This is a genomic window from Halorussus rarus, assembly GCF_003369835.1.
Lineage (GTDB): Archaea > Halobacteriota > Halobacteria > Halobacteriales > Haladaptataceae > Halorussus > Halorussus rarus.
Genome location: NZ_QPMJ01000004.1, coordinates 225,037 through 243,279, shown reverse-complemented (window position 1 = coordinate 243,279; position 18,243 = coordinate 225,037). Strand labels below are relative to the sequence as shown.

17 protein-coding genes are annotated in these 18,243 nt (G+C 67.9%); 8 read left to right on the top strand and 9 right to left on the bottom strand.

Annotation, left to right across the window (positions count from 1 at the left end; all coding sequences use genetic code 11):
* Nucleotides 1–53: 53 nt before the first annotated feature.
* Nucleotides 54–443 (top strand): DUF4112 domain-containing protein, encoded by a 390-nt coding sequence (locus DVR07_RS19815; protein WP_115799047.1) that lies wholly within the window; start codon nt 54–56, stop codon nt 441–443.
* A 21-nt stretch (nt 444–464) separates the two neighbouring features.
* Here DVR07_RS19815 and DVR07_RS19810 read toward each other — a convergent pair whose 3' ends face one another.
* The gene (locus DVR07_RS19810) at nt 465–1,535 is read right to left on the bottom strand and encodes a GNAT family N-acetyltransferase (RefSeq protein ID WP_115799046.1); all 1,071 of its coding nucleotides are present in this window, start codon (nt 1,533–1,535) and stop codon (nt 465–467) included.
* A 125-nt stretch (nt 1,536–1,660) separates the two neighbouring features.
* Nucleotides 1,661–2,338 (bottom strand): class I SAM-dependent methyltransferase, encoded by a 678-nt coding sequence (locus DVR07_RS19805; RefSeq protein WP_205254578.1) that lies wholly within the window; start codon nt 2,336–2,338, stop codon nt 1,661–1,663.
* A gap of 182 nt (nt 2,339–2,520) precedes the next feature.
* On the opposite strand from DVR07_RS19805, the gene DVR07_RS19800 reads away from it, so the two are divergent.
* Nucleotides 2,521–4,146: an alkaline phosphatase family protein gene (locus tag DVR07_RS19800; RefSeq protein ID WP_115799044.1), complete on the top strand. Its 1,626-nt coding sequence runs from the start codon at nt 2,521–2,523 to the stop codon at nt 4,144–4,146.
* Nucleotides 4,147–4,178: 32 nt separating this feature from the next.
* On the opposite strand, the gene DVR07_RS22250 is transcribed toward DVR07_RS19800, so the two are convergent.
* Nucleotides 4,179–6,047: an alpha-amylase family protein gene (locus tag DVR07_RS22250; protein WP_205254577.1), complete on the bottom strand. Its 1,869-nt coding sequence runs from the start codon at nt 6,045–6,047 to the stop codon at nt 4,179–4,181.
* Nucleotides 6,048–6,351: 304 nt separating this feature from the next.
* Between DVR07_RS22250 and DVR07_RS19790 the strand changes: the two genes are divergently transcribed.
* The 4 genes from DVR07_RS19790 to DVR07_RS19775 all read left to right on the top strand — a co-directional run bounded on the left by DVR07_RS19790 (nt 6,352) and on the right by DVR07_RS19775 (nt 10,134).
* Nucleotides 6,352–6,690, top strand: a complete 339-nt coding sequence (locus DVR07_RS19790; RefSeq protein ID WP_162829643.1) for a HalOD1 output domain-containing protein — start codon at nt 6,352–6,354, stop codon at nt 6,688–6,690.
* A gap of 202 nt (nt 6,691–6,892) precedes the next feature.
* The gene (locus DVR07_RS19785; RefSeq protein ID WP_115799043.1) at nt 6,893–7,654 is read left to right on the top strand and encodes an ABC transporter ATP-binding protein; all 762 of its coding nucleotides are present in this window, start codon (nt 6,893–6,895) and stop codon (nt 7,652–7,654) included.
* Between the two features lie 33 nt (nt 7,655–7,687).
* Nucleotides 7,688–8,926 (top strand): ABC transporter permease, encoded by a 1,239-nt coding sequence (locus DVR07_RS19780; protein WP_115799042.1) that lies wholly within the window; start codon nt 7,688–7,690, stop codon nt 8,924–8,926.
* Nucleotides 8,923–10,134: an ABC transporter permease gene (locus DVR07_RS19775; RefSeq protein ID WP_115799041.1), complete on the top strand. Its 1,212-nt coding sequence runs from the start codon at nt 8,923–8,925 to the stop codon at nt 10,132–10,134. The genes DVR07_RS19780 and DVR07_RS19775 overlap by 4 nt, the downstream gene beginning before the upstream one ends.
* 567 nt (nt 10,135–10,701) lie before the next feature.
* On the opposite strand, the gene DVR07_RS19770 is transcribed toward DVR07_RS19775, so the two are convergent.
* Complete coding sequence (locus DVR07_RS19770) at nt 10,702–12,861, bottom strand: DUF7282 domain-containing protein (RefSeq protein WP_162829642.1); 2,160 nt, start codon at nt 12,859–12,861, stop codon at nt 10,702–10,704.
* 101 nt (nt 12,862–12,962) lie between these two features.
* Entirely contained in the window at nt 12,963–13,520 is a 558-nt protein-coding gene (locus DVR07_RS19765; RefSeq protein ID WP_115799039.1) for a metal-dependent hydrolase, read from the bottom strand.
* Nucleotides 13,521–13,645: 125 nt separating this feature from the next.
* On the opposite strand from DVR07_RS19765, the gene aglF reads away from it, so the two are divergent.
* Together aglF and DVR07_RS19755 are read left to right on the top strand one after the other, a co-directional pair.
* Nucleotides 13,646–14,404: a UTP--glucose-1-phosphate uridylyltransferase AglF gene (gene aglF / locus DVR07_RS19760; protein WP_115799038.1), complete on the top strand. Its 759-nt coding sequence runs from the start codon at nt 13,646–13,648 to the stop codon at nt 14,402–14,404.
* A 77-nt stretch (nt 14,405–14,481) separates the two neighbouring features.
* Nucleotides 14,482–15,177: a hypothetical protein gene (locus DVR07_RS19755; protein ID WP_115799037.1), complete on the top strand. Its 696-nt coding sequence runs from the start codon at nt 14,482–14,484 to the stop codon at nt 15,175–15,177.
* Nucleotides 15,178–15,249: 72 nt separating this feature from the next.
* Here DVR07_RS19755 and DVR07_RS19750 read toward each other — a convergent pair whose 3' ends face one another.
* The 4 genes from DVR07_RS19750 to DVR07_RS19735 form a co-directional block, all read right to left on the bottom strand.
* On the bottom strand, nt 15,250–15,573 hold the full coding sequence (locus DVR07_RS19750) for a HalOD1 output domain-containing protein (RefSeq protein WP_205254576.1): 324 nt from the start codon (nt 15,571–15,573) through the stop codon (nt 15,250–15,252).
* 142 nt (nt 15,574–15,715) lie between these two features.
* Nucleotides 15,716–16,255, bottom strand: a complete 540-nt coding sequence (locus DVR07_RS19745) for a DUF1684 domain-containing protein (RefSeq protein ID WP_115799187.1) — start codon at nt 16,253–16,255, stop codon at nt 15,716–15,718.
* Between the two features lie 667 nt (nt 16,256–16,922).
* Nucleotides 16,923–17,135 carry a hypothetical protein gene (locus tag DVR07_RS19740; RefSeq protein ID WP_394338822.1) on the bottom strand — a complete coding sequence of 71 codons (213 nt, stop codon included), beginning with the start codon at nt 17,133–17,135 and terminating at the stop codon, nt 16,923–16,925.
* Between the two features lie 66 nt (nt 17,136–17,201).
* Nucleotides 17,202–18,212 carry an amidohydrolase family protein gene (locus DVR07_RS19735; RefSeq protein WP_115799035.1) on the bottom strand — a complete coding sequence of 337 codons (1,011 nt, stop codon included), beginning with the start codon at nt 18,210–18,212 and terminating at the stop codon, nt 17,202–17,204.
* Between the last annotated feature and the right edge of the window lie 31 nt (nt 18,213–18,243).

Sequence of the window (18,243 nt, the reverse complement as noted above, 5' to 3'; positions counted from 1 at the left end):
TCGGCCGGCCACGGGCCAGCAGACCTTTCGGTTCGGACCGACTCGATGCAATTATGGACTCCGGATCCGACGAACGCGGCCAGCCGATCGAGGTCTCGGTCGAGGACGAACCGCCCGCGATGGAGCGCGTCCGCACGGTCGCGCGACTGCTCGACGAGGCCATCGAGCTCCCGGTGATCAACTACAAGATCGGGCTCGACCCCATCCTCGGCATCCTGCCGGTGGGCGGCGACGCGGTGTCGGCGGCCATCTCGCTGTACATCGTGGCCGAGGGCGCCCAGATGGGGGCCTCGCGGGACACCCTGCTCAAGATGCTGTTCAACGTCGGTGTCGACGCGGTCGTCGGCTCGGTGCCGGTGCTCGGGACCGTCATCGACGCGGTGTGGAAGGCCAACGAGCGCAACGTCGCGCTGCTCGAAGAGGAGTTAGGTATCGACGAGTAACCCGCGTCCCGAACCGCATCGCTACTTCTTCTTTCCGTCGCGGTTCCGGAGCAGCCACCGACCGGCCCGGTAGGCGTGCCACCTGACCGCCGAGCCGCCGCGCTCCCAGAGGAGGATGGGTCGTATCTCGGCGCCGAGCTCGTCCTTGTAGGTGAACGAGCCGTCGGTGAAGTCCGGGGTCGTGCTGCCGAGGTCGTACTCGTCGTACCCCCGCTCGATGGCCCACTTCATGGCGCGTTCGCCGAGCAGTTCGGTCGGGTTGTACTCGAAGTAGTCGGCGTCGATGCCCCGGAAGAACTCGTGGACGGTCGATCGGTCGTCGTCGACCAGGTAGAGCTGGCCGCCCGCGAACTCGCCGTCGATCCGCGCCGCGAACAGCTCCACGCGGTCGGCGAAGCCGTCGGCCAGCGACTCGAAGAACTCGAAGGGGTAGGTCGTCCCGTCGATCCGCTCCATCGCCGCTCGGTAGGTGTCGTAGAACGACGACAGTACCGACCCGTCGAGCGGCGCGTTCTCGACGGTCATCGCGTTCTCGCGGGCGCTGTCGAGGTTCGACCGCTTCGACCGGTCCATCCCGGCCTCGACCGCGTCCCACCCCTGCCGGAGGTCGATGACGAACCGACAGCTCCGGACGGTCGGCCGGTACCCCCGATCGGCGAGGTGCGTGGTGTAGCGCGCGAAGTCCGCGTCGGAGGGCTTCAGCAGGTGGTGGACGGCGTCGGTCGCGGCCAGCAGCTTCTCGGCGGAGTCGAAGGCCACCTCGAAGTTCGCCGCCTCGTCGCCGACGAACAGCGGACCGCCGAACCCCGGGTCGCTGGAGGCGAGCCGCTGCAGCCCGAGGCCGTCGGGCGACATCGGCACGACGTCCGAGACGCCGACGTCCACGAGGAAGTTCGGGAAGACGCTTATCGGGTTGCCGCCCTTCTTCACCACGAGGTGGCGCGCAGGCCGGCCGAGTCCCCGCTCGACGGCCCGGAGCCACCCGGTCCTGTGGAAGACGCTCCCCCGCTCGGACTGGTCGACCAGGGTGTTCCACTGATTCTCGTTGACGTCGTCGATGCTTCGGTAAATCTGGACGGTTTTCTCACTCATGTAGAGTTGTCCGATGTCTTTCGTTTGATCCGAGCAGATGCCGCGAACAGGTACGACGGTCGGTTACATAAATTACGGGCCTAAGCCCTTTTCGCGACGCGAGACGCGGTCGAGCCGGCACCCCGTCACGAGCCGGGTCGCTCCGCGACGTAGTAGGGCCACGGGTCGAGCCAGACCGAAGGTGCGCTCTCCTTCGCGACCACCTCGCAGACGCGGAACCCGCAGCGCGAGAGCTGGCGGCGCTGGCCCCGCGGCGAGATGAAGTAGGTGTCGAGCGTCCTGTCGCCGAGCACGTCGGTTTTGTACGCCGCAGTCGCGGTCCCGTCGCGGAGGTTCCGGAGCCAGAACCGGGCCACGAGGTAGTAGCCGTACGGGCTCGTCGGGTCGGCCGGGAGGACGTAGAACGGGTTGTGCGAACTGAAGGCGAACGTCCCGCCGGGCCTGAGCACGCGGTGGATCTCCCGGAGCGCGACGTACCTGTCGCCCTCGGGCCGGACGTAGTCGAGGCCGTTGAACGAGAACAGGACGTACTCGAAGCGCTCGTCGGCGAACGACAGGTCCGCAGCGTCGCCGGTCCTGAAGTCGATAGCCGGGAACAGCGACCGGGCGCGTCGTATCATCGGTTCGCTGACGTCGACGCCCACGACGTCGAACCCCAGCCGGTCGAGCGCGGCGGTCGTCCTGCCGGTCCCGCAGCCCAGGTCCAGCACCGCTGCGTCGCGGTCGGTGAAGTGCGATTCGACCACCCGGCGCTCGACGTCGAACAGACCGTCGTCTGTCGAGGCGGCGGCCGACTCTACCACGCGGGACTGCTCGAACGGTGACAGCGGCTCTGGCATAGTTATCGGATCGGGGACCTCGGCGGGGACCGGGCGGTCTCCCGATTCGGATGACTCTGCGGCGCCGACAGTAATCACTCTTGTCGCCGGTCCGGTCAGCGCGTCGGGGGAACCGAATATGTAGGTGGACGGCGTGGCCGGTCGGTATGCGCACCCTCTTGATCGGGCTGGACGGGGCGAGCTGGGGCGTGCTCGACCGGCTGTTCGAGCGCGGGAGCGCGCCGACCGTCCGGTCGATAGCGACCGAGGGCGTCCGCGCGCCCCTGGTCTCCCAGGTTCCGCCGTGGACCCCGAGCGCGTGGCCCTCGCTGTACACCGGAACGAATCCGGGCAAGCACGGGGTCTTCGACTTCCTGACCTACGACGGCTACGAGTGGGACCTCGCGAACGCGACCAGCGTCCGGGAGCCGTCGCTGTGGGAGGTGCTCGACCGCCGCGACCGGTCGAGCGTCGTCGTCAACGTGCCCGCCACCCACCCGTCCACGTCGTTCGACGGCGCGCTCGTGCCGGGGTACATGGCACCGGCCGAGCCGACGTGCCATCCCGACGGCATCCTAGAGGAGCTCCGCGACGAACTCGGCGAGTACGAGGTCTACCCTCAGGAGGACGTCACCGGGGCCGAGGGGACCGACCTCGACCGTCGGCTCGACGCGGTCCGGAGCCGGCGCGCGGCGTTCGACCTGCTGGCCGGCCGGGTCGACCCCGCGTTCGGCTTCGTGGAGTTCCAGCAGACCGACTCCATCATTCACGCCCGACCCGGCGACTGGGAGGCGCTCGACGCGGTCTACTCCTGCGTCGACGACCAGATCGACCGGCTGCTCGACCGGTGGGACCCGGAGAACGTGTTCCTGGTGAGCGACCACGGCACGGGCCCGTACGCCGGCTACGAGTTCCGGGTCAACGAGTTCCTCCGTCGAGAGGGCTGGACCGAGACGACGACCGGCGGCGTCGGCCGACCGCGCTGGAAGTCGACCCTCGGAGGTTCGGACGGAGCCGACGGCGGTTCATTACCCGGCGCGGCCGCGACGGACGCTGTGACCGCGCTGGCGACCCGCGCCGCCGGCCTCTTGGCGCGGTACGACGTGACGCCCCAGCGGGTCGTTCCCCTGCTGCGGAAGGTGGGGCTGAACCGCGTCCTGGGCCAAATAGTCCCCGAGGAGGTGGTCGCCACCACCGAGGCGAGCGTGGACTTTCCGAACTCGGTCGCCTACGCCCGGACCCGCAGCGAGTGCGGCGTCCGGCTGAACGTCGAGGGGCGCGAACCGAACGGAACGGTCCCCCGCGAGGAGTACGAGGCGGTCCGCGAGGAGCTCGTCGGCCTGCTGTCGTCGGCCACGACCCCGGACGGCGAGCCGGTGTTCGAGCGCGTCGCGCCTCGCGAGGAGTACTTCGAAGGCCCGCACGTCGAGCGGGGCCCCGACGTCGTGACGGTGCCGGCCGACTTCGAGAACCTGCTGTCGGTGGCGGTCGGCGGCGACGTCTTCGCGGGACTGTCGGGGAGGTGGAACCACAAGCGCGACGGCATCTTCGCGGCCCGCGGCGCGGCCGTCGACCGCGAGGACACGCTCGACCGGCCGCACCTCTTCGACGTCTGCCCGACGGTGCTGGCGACGTTCGGCGTGCCGGCGAGCGAGCGGATGGACGGCGAGGCTCTCGACGTCGTCTCGCCGGCCGGCGTCGCGTCCTACCCGCCGTACGACCCCCGACGAGAGACGGCGACGACCGACGAGGGCGTCGAGCGCCGACTTGAGGACATGGGCTACCTGGAGTGAGTTGCGGCGAGGTTGGGGCCCGTCCCGCCGCCTCAGACGTGCTGCTCCACCCGGACCCAGCAGAAGCCGTATCGGCCCAGTTCGAACCGCCACGCGCCCGCGTCGGCGCCCCCGGAAGCGTCGGCGCCGGAAGCGTCGCCGCCGTTCCCGTCTGCGACCGCTGTGTCACCGCTGTCGGGACTGACCCGCTCGAACGCCGCCTCGCCGAACAGCCGGTCGGGTTCGGCCACCAGGTCGAGCGTCACCTCGGCCGGGCGGTCGTCGAGGTTGTGGACCGCGACGACCCGGCCGTGGTCGCTGACCATGCGGTGGGCGAACACCGAGGGGTCGTCGACGTCCAGGACCTCGCAGTCGCCGCTCCCGATCTCGGGGCACTCGCTTCGGAGTCGGTTGAGCCGCGAGAACCACTGGAGCAGCGAGTCGGGGTCGCCGCGCTGGGCGGCGACGTTGACCGACTCGTAGCCGTACGGACCGCCCGAGACGACCGGCCGGACCAGGTCCTCGGGGTCGGCCGTCGAGAACCCGGCGTTGCGCTCGCCCGACCACTGCATCGGGGTCCGGACCGCGGTCCGGCCGGGCAGGTCGAGGTCGTCGCCCATTCCGATCTCGTCGCCGTACACCAGCAGCGGCGTGCCCGGCAGCGAGTACAGGAGGCTGTAGGCCAGCCGGATTCGGTCGGGGTCGCCGTCGGACGAGTCCAACGAGCCTCCAGTCGCATCGTCTTCTCGCGGGCCTTGCCCGCTCGAATGGTCCGAGGGACGTCGTCCCTCGCTGCTCCCGGAGACCGCGCCGAGCATCGGCGCGAGCCGTCGCCGGATGCCCCGGCCGTAGATGCGCATGTCCTCGTCGGGCGCGAACGCCTCGAACACCTTCCGCTGGTCGGCCTCCGGCAGCCGGCCGACGTTGAGCTCGTCGTAGTTCCGGAGGAAGTTGGCCCACTGGCCGCCCTCGGGCGTGGGCGGCAGGAGGTCGAGCACCTCCCGGATGGGCCCGGCCTCCCGCTCGGCCAGCGCCAGCACCAGGTAGGCGTCGAGCAGGAAGTTCAGGAGGACGTTCATCTCGTCGCCCTCGCCGAGTTCGGCCTCGGTCGCGGCGTCGGAGGGCTGGCGGCCGGTCGTGCTGCCGAAGTAGTCGCCGAGGTGCTCGGGCGCGTCGTCGGCCTCGGCGAACAGGATGGCGTCGTCGCCTCGGCGTTCGACGAAACTGCGCATGTCCCGGAGCACGCCGTGGGGGTCGTCGAGCCGTGTGGACTCGAGCCCGCCCTTGTTGTCGATCATGAGGGTGGCGGCGTCGACCCGGAAGCCCGAGACGCCGAGTTCGAGCCAGAACCCCATTACCTTGCGGATCTCCTCGCGCACGTCCTCGTTGGCGATATTGAGGTCGGGCTGGAAGTGGTAGAACCGGTGGTAGTAGAACGCCTCGGCCCGCTCGTCGTAGCTCCAGACGCTGTCCTCCTCGCCGGGGAACACCGGGCCCCGGTGGGGGTCCGGGTCCTCCGGCAGGTCGTCGCGCCAGACGTAGTAGTCCCGGTACCGGGAGTCGGGGTCCTCGCGCGCCCGCTGGAACCAGGGGTGCTGGTCCGAGGTGTGGTTGACCACCAGGTCGACGATGACCCGGATGCCGCGGCGGTCGGCCTCCCGGGCGAACTCCACGAAGTCCCCGAGCGTGCCGTGGCGGTCGTCGACGCCGTAGTAGTCCATCACGTCGTAGCCGTTGTCCCGGTTCGGGGACGGGTAGAACGGCAGCAGCCAGATGCAGTCGATGCCGAGGCTCTCCAGGTAGTCGAGCCGGTCGGTCAGTCCCTCGAAGTCGCCCACGCCGTCGCCGTCGCCGTCCGCGAACGCCTCGACGTCGATGGCGTAGAACGTCGCGTTCTCGTACCACCGGTCTTTGGTTCCCATTGAACACACCTCTCCATCGTCGTCGACGAGTTCGAGCAGAAAAAGTAGTGCGGCGCTCGCGCCGTCGGCCGAGCCTTGGCCGGCGCCTGCGTCGATGGCGAGACGCCGTTACGCCGAACGATTACACCCGGTAGTATTACCGTTGTTACTCGAATAATTAACCGAGTACTGTCGGATGACGAGTCGGTACGGGAACGGCGCAGCGGACAACTCCGACGTTACGACCCTTAATTTCGACGTTAACTGGTGGGAGGAACGGCACGGAGTCGCTTCTTCAATACGGTTGGCTGTGTACGTCGTCTGCATGGACGTCGACGACTCAAAGCAGATACTCTCGGCCGACCCGGACGCCGGCACGTACCGCGTGACGTACTCCTACCCGTCGAATCCTCCGAGCATCGCCGTCCCGCTCGCGGTGGCCGAGACGACCGGTCGGAACGTGACCGACCTGCCGCCGCTGTACGAGACGGGGTCGGTCGACCCGGACTCGCTCGACGACCTGTTCCGCCCCGACGCCGGCGGCGGGGTCCCGGAGTGCCGGGTCGCGTTCGACTACTACGGCTACGAGGTCACGGTCAAGAGCTACGGCCGCATGGTCCTGCGGTCGCGCAGCCCGACCGAATCGGTGTTCCGGCGAAACTGAGTCGAGTCGTGGTGCGGTCGCCGACTCGGGACAGTCGTCGCGCCCGCCAGAACGCGGTTCCGAAGCGACAGCGACCCGGACCTCGTCGGGGTTCAACGGCGACGTAACGCCGCCAATCGTTGATTTAATCGGGTCCCCGGGGTGAACGGCCTGAAACGCTAAGTGCGTCGGCGTCCTCTAACCTTCCATTCTGGTGGGGGAGATGGACGCGACCACACGAGCAGCGACGGAGGAATCGGGCCGGAGAGAAGCGGTCGTGGAGTGTTCGAGGGTGAGTCGGACGTACGAGCGCGGCGGCGACGGCGGGTGGTTCTCGTTCGGGAGCGACGACTCCGACGACCGGAGGCCGACCGTGACCGCGCTCGACGAGGTGTCGCTGACCATCGAACGCGGCGAGTTCGTCGGGCTCTCGGGGCCGAGCGGGAGCGGCAAGTCCACGCTCATCCACCTGCTGTCAGGACTGGACGCGCCGACCGACGGCACCGTGACGCTGGCTGGCGAGGACGTCTCGGCGCTCTCTCAGAAGGAGCTGACCCGGCTCCGCCTGGAGCAGGTCGGCATCGTCTTCCAGCGGTTCCACCTGCTGCCCTCGCTGTCGGCGCGGGCCAACGTCGCGCTCCCGCTGGTCGAGCGCGGGATGGGCAAGTCCGAGCGCCGCGAGGAGGCCGCAGAGCTGCTCGACCGCGTGGGGCTGGGCGACCGGCAGGACCACCGGCCGGGCGAGCTCTCGGGCGGCGAGCAGCAGCGGGTCGCGGTGGCCCGCGCGCTCGCCGGCGACCCGCTGGTCGTGTTCGCCGACGAGCCGACCGGCGAGCTCGACACCGAGACCGGCGCGGTCATCCTCGACCTGCTCGCGGACCTCGCGGAGGACCGCGCGGTCGTGCTCGCGTCCCACGACGAGCAGGCGCTCGACCGGACCGACCGGGTCATCCGGCTGCTCGACGGACAGGTGAAGAATGCCTGAACTGAGAGCGCATCCGCTGCCGGAGGTGAGGCGGTGTCGGCGGTGACCCGCTGGCTCGGGCTAATCGGGGTCGCGCTCCGCCGAACCGCGACCAAGGCGACCAGCACCGCGCCGCGCCAGACCGCGGTCAGCGTGCTCGGGGTCGCCGTCGCGGTGGCGCTGATGCTGGTCGTGACCGCGACCGGCCTCGGTCTGGTCCAGGGAACCACCGTCCGGGGCGACTCCGTCGACTACTGGGTCGTCCCCGAGGGCGGCGGCGCCTCGACGATGGTGGTCTCGACCGAGTCGGTCCAGCTCGGCGGGGTCCACGACAAGGCCGCCGCGCTCAACGACGACCGGCGCGTCGAGTACGCCTCTCCGGTCCAGATATCGGTGTTGCAGGTCCAGTCCGGCGGCAAGAGCAACTACGTGCTCGGCGTCGGCGTCGTGCCCGACCCCAAGCTCGACAGGGTGGCCGGGCTCCCGACCGCGCCGCTGTCGCCGGGCGACCCCTACTACGCGAACGGGAGCTACAACGGAACCTGGACCGGCGAGACGGTGCTCTCCCAGGGCGCGGCCAATCAGCTCGGTGTCAACGAGACTGCGAACCTCTCGGTCAGCGGCGCCATCTCGGGATCGTCGAATCGCGGCCTCGAGGTCACGGCTGTCAGGAGCGCCGACGTCTCCTCGGGGCTGTCGGGGATGCCCGTGATGCTGGTCCACCTGAGCGAGCTCCAGACCATCACCGGCGCGCAGTCGGGCGACCTCGCGGACCAGATACTCGTCCAGTCGAACGAGGGCGGGCTCGAGTCGACGCTCGAGGACCGGTTCGAGGGCGCGAGCGCGGTCACCCGCTCGGGGTTCACCGCCCAGAAGTCGGTCGACGCCGAGCTCCCGCTGGCGATGGGGGTGGCGGCGCTACTCATCGCCGTCGTGGTCGGCACGCTGTTCGTCGCGACCACGCAGGGCCTCCAGGTCGAGGCTGACAGCGAGCAGCTGGCGACGCTGACCGCCATCGGGTTCTCGCGGCAGGCCCGCACGGTGCTGCTCGTCGTGCAGGCGCTCGCGCTCACCGTCGTCGGCGGCGCGGTCGGGATCGTCCTGGCGTACCTCACGACGGCGGTCACCAACTGGGCCGCCATGCAGGCCATCGCGCCGATACCCATCGCGACCTTCCACCCGCTGCTGATCGCCTACGGACTGGGCGTCTCGGTGGTCATCGGGCTGCTGGTCGCGCCGTACCTGATGGCGATGGAAGGTCGAACGCAGGGCGTCACGGAGGTAATTCGATGAGCAGACTCCGGATGGCAGCGTCGGTCGCGGCCGCCCAGTTACGCCACGACCGCGCTCGCACGGTGCTCGCGGTGGTCGGCATCGCAGTGGCGGTGCTCTCGACCACGCTGCTGGCCAGCCTCGGCTACGGAGTCATCGAGACCGGCCAGCAGAAGTTCGACGCGTCGGGCCGGGACCTCTGGGCGACCGGCGGCTCCATCTCGCAGGGACCGAGCGGCTTCGGCACCTCCATCGTCAACTCCCACGAGCTGGCCCGCGACATCCAGTCGCGCGAGAACGTGAAGTCCGCGGTCCCGATGGCCTTCAGGGCGGTGTACGTCGGCAACGGCTCGGGCGAGTTCAAGACCCTCGTCGGGGTCGGCATCACCAACGGCGGCAGCTCCATCTCCTACGAGAAGGGCGACCTGCCACACGGGGACGCCCACTACGAGAACGGGACCTACGAGGGTGTGATGTTCCACGAGATCGTGATCGACCCGCGGACCGCCGAGATGCTCGACGTGGGCGTCGGCGACACCATCTACGTCGGCGGGTCGGTCCAGAGCGCCAAGGGCAACGAGTTCAAGGTGACCGGCATCTCCTCGACGTTCTCGAGCTTCCTGGGCGCGCCGACCGTGACCACCTACCTGAGCGAGCTCCAGGAGGTGACCGGGACGACAGGCACGGACAAGGCGACGTTCATCACCATCGACGCGAAGGACGGCGCGGACATCGGCGCGCTGGAGCAGCAACTCCAGCAGGCCTATCCCCAGCTGGAGATCCGGACCAACCAGGAGCAGATGCGGTCGGTGCTCCAGCAGAACGCGGTCGTCATCGCGGTCGGCGGGGCGCTGGTCGTGCTCGCGGTCGTCGCCGGGTTCGCGCTGACGCTCAACGTCCTCTCCATCGTCATCTTCCAGCAGAAGGAGGAGCTGACGGCGCTGACCGCGCTCGGAGTCTCCTCGCGGACGCTCGTGGCGATGGTCGCCGCACAGGGCGTCCTGCTCGGCGCGGTCGGAGGCGTGATCGGCGTCGCGGTAACGCCGCCGTTCGTGGCCGCACTGAACTTCGTGGCCGCGCAGATCGTCGGGTTCGAGGGGCTGGTCCAGGCCCCGGGGTCGGTCCTCGCGGTCGGCGCGGCCATCGCGCTGGTCATCGGGACGCTGGCGGCCGCGGTCGCGGGCTGGCGGACGGTCCGGACGGTCGGCATCGACCAGCTCTCGCGGTAGGTCGCCGCTCGGTCGCTCGACAAGGACCGTCTCTCAGTCGCTGGGACCCTCCTCACCCTTTCGGTATCGAGCGCGAGTCGATACGTCCGACACTTCGCGACGACGCGCAAATGACCAGTCGCTCTTCTCGAAAGGACCGGACGCTCCCCGGCGGCCTCCATCACGGATGTGCTTCCTCGGTCGACCCGGGTCTGACAGTTACACCTCCGACTGCTCCGGTCTCCGGCCGACCCTCCGATAGATATGGCAACTCAGCTGCGGGCGGTGACATCCACCGACCGCACGAATAGACGGCTGTCACCGTTGGCGTGAGCGTGAATTGTCGTCCGAGAACGCCGCAGTCGGCGCGTCAATCGGAGGAGGGCCAGACTATCGGCGTGGTCGACCAGAACCGCGTGCCGGGCCGCACGAGCGGGTAGCATGGAACCGTGTTCTACAAGCTCGATTCGCACCCGTATCGGCGGATTCCGAACGCGGGCCGAGACGCGAACGCGCGAAAAATAATCGCCCCGACCGAACGGGGCCCTCGAAACGCGGTGCTGCCCGACCGGAGTGGACCTCCGGCGGTCAGCCCTCTGCGGTCGTCGTCTCCTCGTCAGCAGCCTCGACCTCGACCGTGATCGACTGGCCGAAGTTATCGGTCAGCACTTCGACGAACGCCTCCCCGGGCTCGACGCCCAGGTCGTCCTTGTCGACCTCGAACTCGACGTCGACGGTCTCGCCCGGTCCGACCTCGACCTGCTGGGTCTCGATGACGGTGCCGTTCACCCTGAGTTCGACCCGCTCGGTCGTGGCCTCGTCGCCGGGGTTATCGACCTGCGCCGACACGGTCAGCGTTTCGTCGTCCAGGACGATCGGGTCGGACACGTCGAGTCCCGACACCTGGAGCAGCGGCGCCTGCTCGGTCTCGGTCGTGGTCTCTTCCGCAGGCGCCTCCGTCGTGGTCTCCTCGGGCGCCTCCGTCGTCTCTTCAGGTTCCTCGACCGTGGTCTCTTCGGGCGCCTCCGTCGTCTCCTCGTCCTCTATCTGGATAGTGAGGAGGGTGACGCGACCGAAGTCGGCGGTCAGCACGCTGATGAACTTCTGGCCCGGCGTGGCCTGGGTCTCGAACCGGACCTCCTGGGTCTCGCCGGGAGCGACCTCGACCTCCTGGGTGTCCGCGACGCTCCCGTTGGTCCGGAGTTCGACCGTCTCGGTCACGGTCTCCTCGCCGGGGTTCTCGACCGTCGCGGTCACGACCAGCCGGTCGTCCTCCAGCTGGACGACGACGTCGCCGGCCACGCCGAGGTCCGTGACTCGGAGTCCGGGCGCCTCCACGGGCTCGGCTGTCGTGGTCTCGGCCGGGGCGGCCGTCGTGGTCTCTTCGGGCGCTTCAGTGGTCGTCTCCTCTGGCGCCGCGGTGGTGGTCTCTTCGAGTTCTTCGGTCGTCGTCTCTGCGGGTGCCGTGGTCGTCTCCTCGACCTCCATGGTCGTGGTCTCCTCGGGCGCCGCGGTGGTCGTCTCTTCCGCGGGCGCCTCGGTCGTGGTTTCCTCAGGAGCCGCAGTCGTGGTCTGCTCGGGTGCCACGGTCGTCGTCACCGGCAGATCGACCTGTTCGGCGAGCTGCGGAATCACGCCCTCGGGCGCGGTCACGACCAGCACGGAGTCCTCGACGCTCACGTTCCGGAAGACGACCCGGACCGTCTGCAGTTCGCCCTCCGGTGCGCCTTCGCGCATCAGCGCCGTGACGTCGAGCTGGACCGTCTCGTCGGACACCGTCTCGTCCTCGACCACGACGGTCCGGTCGATCTCGCCCTGGCCCACGACGACCGCGAAGTTAGACACCTGGACGCTGTCGAGGGGGAAGCTAATCGTCCGCTCCGGGATTTCCGCCTCGACGTCGGTGGTCGTCTCCTCGGTGGTCGTGGTCTCTGCAGGCTCCTCAGTTGTTTCTTCGGTGGTCGTCGTCTCTTCGGTCGTTGTAGTCTCCTCGGTGATCGTGGTCTCTACGAGCTCCTCAGTGGTTGTCGTTGTCTCCTCCGTAGTCGTCGTCTCCTCCGTAGTCGTCGTCTCCTCAGTGGTCGTCGTTTCCTCGGTCGTCGTTTCCTCGGTCGTCGTGGTCTCGACAGCCGGAACCGTCGTTTCCTCCGGCGTGATCGTCTCCTCGGTCGTCTCGTCCGCCGTGGTCGTCGTTGTCTCTTCGGTCGTAGTCGTCTGCTCGGTCGTGGTCGGTTCGGCCTCCGCTTCGACCGTCACCAGTGCGGCGTCGGCTACGATCTGGTTCTCGACCGTGTACGCGCCGTCGGCCTGGCCCTGCGACGTGACGAAGTCGAACTCCTCGTTGGCGTTCGTGTCGCGGTAGGCCAGCGAGAGCAGGCGCTGGGACTCCTCGATCGGCTGGTCGAGCCGGACCGTCACGTTCTCGTGGGTGCCGGCCTCGAGGTACTCCGAGCTACCCAGGACGCTGTTGAGCACCGACCCGTTCAGGAGACTCTCGTTGTGGATCACCACGAAGCCCCCTTCGGCGAGCGTCACCTCCGAGACGGTGACGACGGTGCCGTTGCTCGTCTGGTTCTCGAACGCGACAGTCGTGTTCTGAGTCTGGTTCTGCGCTGCCAGAGTCACCCCGTTCGACGCCGACTGTGTCCGGTCGGCGTCCGGGGCCGTGGCCGCGAGCGAGGACGCTACGCCCCCGAAAACCGTCGCGGTCACGAGCATGATAGCCAAGGTTGCGTGCTTGCGACTCATCGAATTTCTCCCCCACCGGACAATCTACGACGAGGGCCATAAATCCGCTGGCGACCGAAACGGGTCGTCTCGACCGGTGAGCACCCATTAACTGTCCGTGATCAGATAGAAAATTTCCGGGAGAGCCACCGGGGCACGGCCGCGAGTACGCCGGCGCCGGGCGCACCGTCGGCGAGCCACACGACGAATACTAGTGCGCCGAGTCCGGCCTCGAACGTCACGAACGAGTCCAGCGACAGCTGCGCGAGGTGGGCGGCGAAACTGGGCTCGGTCTCGTACTCGACCGGCGGGGCGACCGGCCACGCCAGGAAGGCGAGGCTCGAGAAGTCCCGCGAGAGCAGCGGGTAGAGCGCGTCGCCGAAGAGGTGCGAGAGGTACCCGACGGCGAACGCGGTCGCCACGCGGCCGTACTGCCGCCTGCGGAGGAGCCACTCCACCGCCGCGACGACGAGGACGGCGGTGAGCAGCGAGTGGGTCAGCGACCGGCCGTTCGGGATGACGCCGAACGTCCACGCCAGCGGCTTGTCCACCAGGTCGGGGAACTGCGTGCCGAACGCCAGCGCGACGGTCGCGAAGCCGTCCGGCGCCCGGCGCTCCCGCAGGTGGACGGCGGCGGTGTACGCCAGGTAACCCACTGCCAGATGCCCCCAGGGCCACATGGGAGCGGCTTCGAAGGCCGCCGGGAAAGTCCTTCGGATAGACGGGCGCGGCTGCTCGCCAGTCACCGGTCGAGCGGGCACGGGATATTTATCTCGCGCGGTAGACGTACCGGTAGAGAAGGGAGATGAAGGCAGTCATCCTAGCCGCGGGGAAGGGAACCCGCCTACGACCGCTGACCGAAGACAAGCCCAAGGGGATGGTGGAGGTGGCCGGCAAGCCGATCCTCACCCACTGCTTCGAGCAACTGGCCGCGCTCGACGCCGACGAGTTCGTCGTGGTGGTGGGCTACCGCAAACAGGACATCATCGAGCACTACGACGACGAGTTCCGGGACATCCCCATCACGTACGCCCACCAGCGCGAGCAGAAGGGGCTGGCTCACGCCCTGCTGACCGTCGAGGACCACATCGACGACGACTTCATGCTGATTCTCGGTGACAACATCTTCGACGCCAACCTCGGCGACGTGGTGAACCGCCAGCAGGAGGACCGGGCCGACGCCGCGTTCCTCACCGAGGAGGTCCCCTACGAAGATGCCGACCGGTACGGCGTCTGCGACACCAACGACTACGGCGAGATCACCGACGTGGTCGAGAAGCCCGACGAGCCGCCGTCGAACCTGGTGATGACCGGCTTCTACACGTTCACGCCGGCTATCTTCCACGCCTGCCACCTGGTCCAGCCGTCGAACCGCGGCGAGTACGAGATCAGCGAGGCCATCGACCTGCTCATCCAGAGCGGCCGGACCATCGACGCCATCCGGATGGACGGCTGGCGCGTCGACGTGGGCTACCCCGAGGACCGCGAGAAGGCCGAGCGCCTGCTCGAGGGCGACGGGGAGCCCGAGGCCGACGGGACCGAGGCGACCGCCGAGAGCGACTGACCGCAACCTGTTCCGCTGCCGACCTGTCGGGGCGCGGTTGCGCCGCATTTATGGACGCCCCGCGGACCCACCAACGCATGGGTCGCTGGGGCGAACTCGCACGACGGCGACGCGGCGAGCGCGACGAGCGACCGCCCTCGATGGAGGCGTTCCTCGAGGCCAACCACCAGCTGTTCACGGTCATCGGCATCTTCGGGGCGCTCTCGGTGTACCTGATGAAGTTCCAGCGCTCGACGACCGCGAGCACCGGGGCGGTCGGGGCGGTGCTGCTGCTGTTCCTGCTCACGTCGGCCGTCGCGGTCAGGAACTCCTACTGGTGCTCCGAGCGGGCGCGTCGGCACGGCGACTACCTGCTCGTGTTCGGCTACGCCGTCTTCATGTACGCCTTCGTCACCCTGGTGGTCTCGGTCGTGCTGGTCATCCTGAGCCGGTACGCGGAGGGCGCCGAGAGCGTCCTCGGATCGAGCTTCGTCTACGCGCTGGCGCTCGTCTACGTCCCGTTCGCGTTCCGGGCCGACGTCCTCCGGTCGTTCGAGGGAGCCACGCCGCTGGCGGCCGGGGTCCGGCACGCGCCGCACGTCGCGGCACTCGCGCTGGCGGCGTGGCACGCGACGAAGTGGGACGGCTGGTCGGCGCCCGCCGTTGGGTTCGACAGCGCGGCCTACTCCATCGGCATCGCGCTCGGACTCGTCGGCAACCACCTCGTCATGACGGCGGGGGTGGCCGCCGCGCTGTGGTTCGCCGACCGCGGTCTGGCTGCGGTTGTGGAGTAGCCGTCGGCAGCTCGGTCGTCGGTCGGCCGAGCGAGAGACGAGTAGACCGCCGTCGGAGGCGAGCAACCACCGTCAGTCCCCGTCCCGCTCGATGTCGGCGAGTTTCTTCAGCGAGACGTTCCCGCTCTGGTCGATGCGAATCCGGTAGCCGAAGTACGAGAACTCGAGTTCCGTCTGGGCCTCGGGAGAGGGCGGACTGTCGAACAGATGCTCGACCATGTGGTCGATGCAGTCGTAGAGCGGCGGGAGGTCGGTCACCTCGCAGTTCTCCAGGTTTGCAACGAGCCTGAGGAGACTCCGTGTGGCCTCCTCGACGTCAGGCGTCACCTTCCGGTGGTAGATTTCGGTTCCAGCGTTGCCGTCGGTTCGGCTTCCGTTCTCGTTTCCCATCGACATGACCAGCAATGTCGGACCGCGGCGCCGAAAGTTTCACTTCGAGTTTCCTGTCATAATATGTCGTAATGAAAAACCGGCGGTGGCCGATACTTCGACGACGCTGCTTCGACGGACACCGGTGTGGACTGGCCCGCCGTCGATTTTACCGGTACGTCCTCTCGCCGGCCTCGATGCGGACGTCGAGCCAGTTCTCCGTCGGCGGGAGCGGGCACTCGTACCGGTCGGAGTACGCGCAGGTCGGGTTGTACGCCTCGTTGAAGTTGACCACCCACTCGCCGTCGTCGGTCCGGTGGTCGTCGGGTTCGAGGTCGAGGTACCGGCCGGCGCCGTACGTCTCGTCGCCGCTGGTCGCGTCGCGGAACGGGACCCAGAGCCGGTCGTCGTCGAGGTCGGCCTTGTACGCCTGCAGGGTGATCTCCTCGCCGTCGACCTCGAACCGGAACTCGCCGATACGGTGGTACTCCTGATCGCCCTCGGTGCTCGTGGCCACGGTGATTCGCTCGACGTCGTCGTGCTCGTGGAGCGGAAGGACGAAGCGGAAGTCCTCGTCGAGAGGGAAGTAGTCGAGTCCCTCGAACGCGTCGCGCTCGCCGTCCGGGATGGGCGACCGGGGATGCTCGCCGAAGTAGTCGTCCTTTTCGGACCGACGCCGTCTGATGGTCTCTCTCCAGTCCGTGCTCATGAACGAGCGTACGGCGAGAACCGACACGTGTCTTTGGGTAGTTCACGCCGGTGAACGAGCGCGGGCGAGAGACACAGCGAGACGACCGGCGTATCGCCCCTCGTTACCGTCGAGATATTTCGGCTGGATTGACACCGATACCAACCTGAACTGACAGCGTCAGCTCCTACTTCGATTATTTACATCTAGGTTCGAGCTATCGACACAGGCCAGTGTTAATACGACGTTATCGTTGTAGGATTCGGGTGATCCCCGAGGACCACCGGGGACTGAGAGAAAACTATAGCAGAACTGGCCAGTGAATTAAAGCTCGGCCTAACGAGACCAGTCGCGGAAATATGATAGTGAATTGGTATTTATGTCGATACCACACTCGCAGTACATGATGTAGCATCGGAGATTGGCGGAGATCGGGAACGGAGGTGGCTGGATAAGAGTATCGCCGATCGGTTTCCTAGGTTTGCGTGATCGCGTTTCTGGTAGTAATCGGCCGTTTCCAGTCGCATACGGTCGGCACGGAACGGCTCAAACCGAGGACTCGGCGCCACATTCGCGCCCGTTCGCCCTCAGCGTGGCCTACGCCGGTCTTTCGGGCAACCATAATCGAAACCGAACCGTTATCCGGACGATACTACCGGTCGGCATCTGTTCTACCAGTCGGGGAACATCACCGACAACTGATCCGGTAGTAGTCCGTGAACTTCACGTAGACGTCGTCTCCGCGGTCGCTCTCCGGCGCCGCCGCTTCGAACGGAGCGCGTTCTACCAACGACGGAAAACAGTGTCGGAAGTTGTCGTCGAGTTCGTCGTAGTGCAGGACGACCGCGTCCTCGGGGATGGTTCCGCTCGCTTCGATCTGGGTCACTCGTCCCATGCTCACAGTACTACGTTATTCGCTACCAAGGTAAAAGGTTACGACTGACAACGGTCGCGTCTGGGCAGCCCCCTACAGGTCGAAGAGCGACGCCGCGGTCGAGTGCATGAGCCGCTCCCGGTCGGTCTCCGACTCGACGACGGCCTCGACGTCGGCGACGATGGTACGGGTGTCCTCCTCGTCGAACGGGAAGTCCGTCCCGAACACGAACTGCTCGATGCCGACCGTGTCGATCGCGGCCGCGAGCGCGGGGCGGTGGAACGAGATGCAGTCGTAGTAGAACTCCCGAAGGTACTCGACGACCGGCCTGTCGGGCCGCGCGTCGGGGTCGTCGATCTCGTCGCGACCCCTGTTCAGCCGCCCGGCGAGCTGGAGGAGGGCGCCGCCCATGTGCGAGAGCACGACGTCGAAGTCGTGGTCGTCGAAGAACCCGTCGTAGATGAGCCGAGCGATCTGAAACGTCGTCTCGGTGGGGAAGACGACCAGCGGGTTGAGAAACGACTCGTCGGGGCCGAGTTCGTCGCTGAGGGCGTTCCCGTGCGGGTGGACGAACGCGGTCAGTCCGCGGTCGTCGACCCGGTCGAAGACGGGCGCGAGTTCCGGCGCGGACAGCTTCCGGCCGTTGACCGACGTCGGCAGCGCGATACCGGCGAGGCCCAGGTCCGTCGCGATGCGGTCGACCTCGGCGACCGCCGCCTCCGGCTCGCGGAGCGGGAGCATGCCGAGGCCGGCGATCCGGTCCGGGTACGCCGACTGGAGGTCGGCGAAACCGTCGTTGATGGCGCGGATCAGCTCCGTCGACTGCTCGGGCGCGAACGCGTCGTGGAGCGGGTTCGGCGTGGACACGGAGACGAGCGTCCGCTCGACGTCGTGTTCGTCCATCCACTCGAACCTGGCTTCGACGTCGGTGAACCCCTCGTTGACGGGGATCCGGTTGCCCGCCGCGACGCTGGCGGTCCCGGAGCGCTGATGAATCATGTACAACTGGTCGCCCTCCGCCTCCAGGCCGACGGGCGCGTCGAGTTCCAGGAGGCGGTCGACGTACGGCTCGGGCAGGAGGTGACTGTGGACGTCTATCCGCATAGGAATACTACCTCGCGCGGCAACGATAAAG

Coding starts and splice junctions, on each gene's coding strand:
- DVR07_RS22250 (WP_205254577.1), bottom strand. CDS start 6,047: ATGGGAACCAAAGACCGGTGGTACGAGAACGCGACGTTCTACGCCATC.
- DVR07_RS19745 (WP_115799187.1), bottom strand. CDS start 16,255: ATGAGCACGGACTGGAGAGAGACCATCAGACGGCGTCGGTCCGAAAAG.
- DVR07_RS19735 (WP_115799035.1), bottom strand. CDS start 18,212: ATGCGGATAGACGTCCACAGTCACCTCCTGCCCGAGCCGTACGTCGAC.
- DVR07_RS19810 (WP_115799046.1), bottom strand. CDS start 1,535: ATGAGTGAGAAAACCGTCCAGATTTACCGAAGCATCGACGACGTCAAC.
- DVR07_RS19815 (WP_115799047.1), top strand. CDS start 54: ATGGACTCCGGATCCGACGAACGCGGCCAGCCGATCGAGGTCTCGGTC.
- DVR07_RS19775 (WP_115799041.1), top strand. CDS start 8,923: ATGAGCAGACTCCGGATGGCAGCGTCGGTCGCGGCCGCCCAGTTACGC.
- DVR07_RS19800 (WP_115799044.1), top strand. CDS start 2,521: ATGCGCACCCTCTTGATCGGGCTGGACGGGGCGAGCTGGGGCGTGCTC.
- DVR07_RS19785 (WP_115799043.1), top strand. CDS start 6,893: ATGGACGCGACCACACGAGCAGCGACGGAGGAATCGGGCCGGAGAGAA.
- DVR07_RS19765 (WP_115799039.1), bottom strand. CDS start 13,520: ATGTGGCCCTGGGGGCATCTGGCAGTGGGTTACCTGGCGTACACCGCC.
- DVR07_RS19790 (WP_162829643.1), top strand. CDS start 6,352: ATGGACGTCGACGACTCAAAGCAGATACTCTCGGCCGACCCGGACGCC.
- DVR07_RS19755 (WP_115799037.1), top strand. CDS start 14,482: ATGGGTCGCTGGGGCGAACTCGCACGACGGCGACGCGGCGAGCGCGAC.
- DVR07_RS19750 (WP_205254576.1), bottom strand. CDS start 15,573: ATGTCGATGGGAAACGAGAACGGAAGCCGAACCGACGGCAACGCTGGA.
- aglF (WP_115799038.1), top strand. CDS start 13,646: ATGAAGGCAGTCATCCTAGCCGCGGGGAAGGGAACCCGCCTACGACCG.
- DVR07_RS19770 (WP_162829642.1), bottom strand. CDS start 12,861: ATGAGTCGCAAGCACGCAACCTTGGCTATCATGCTCGTGACCGCGACG.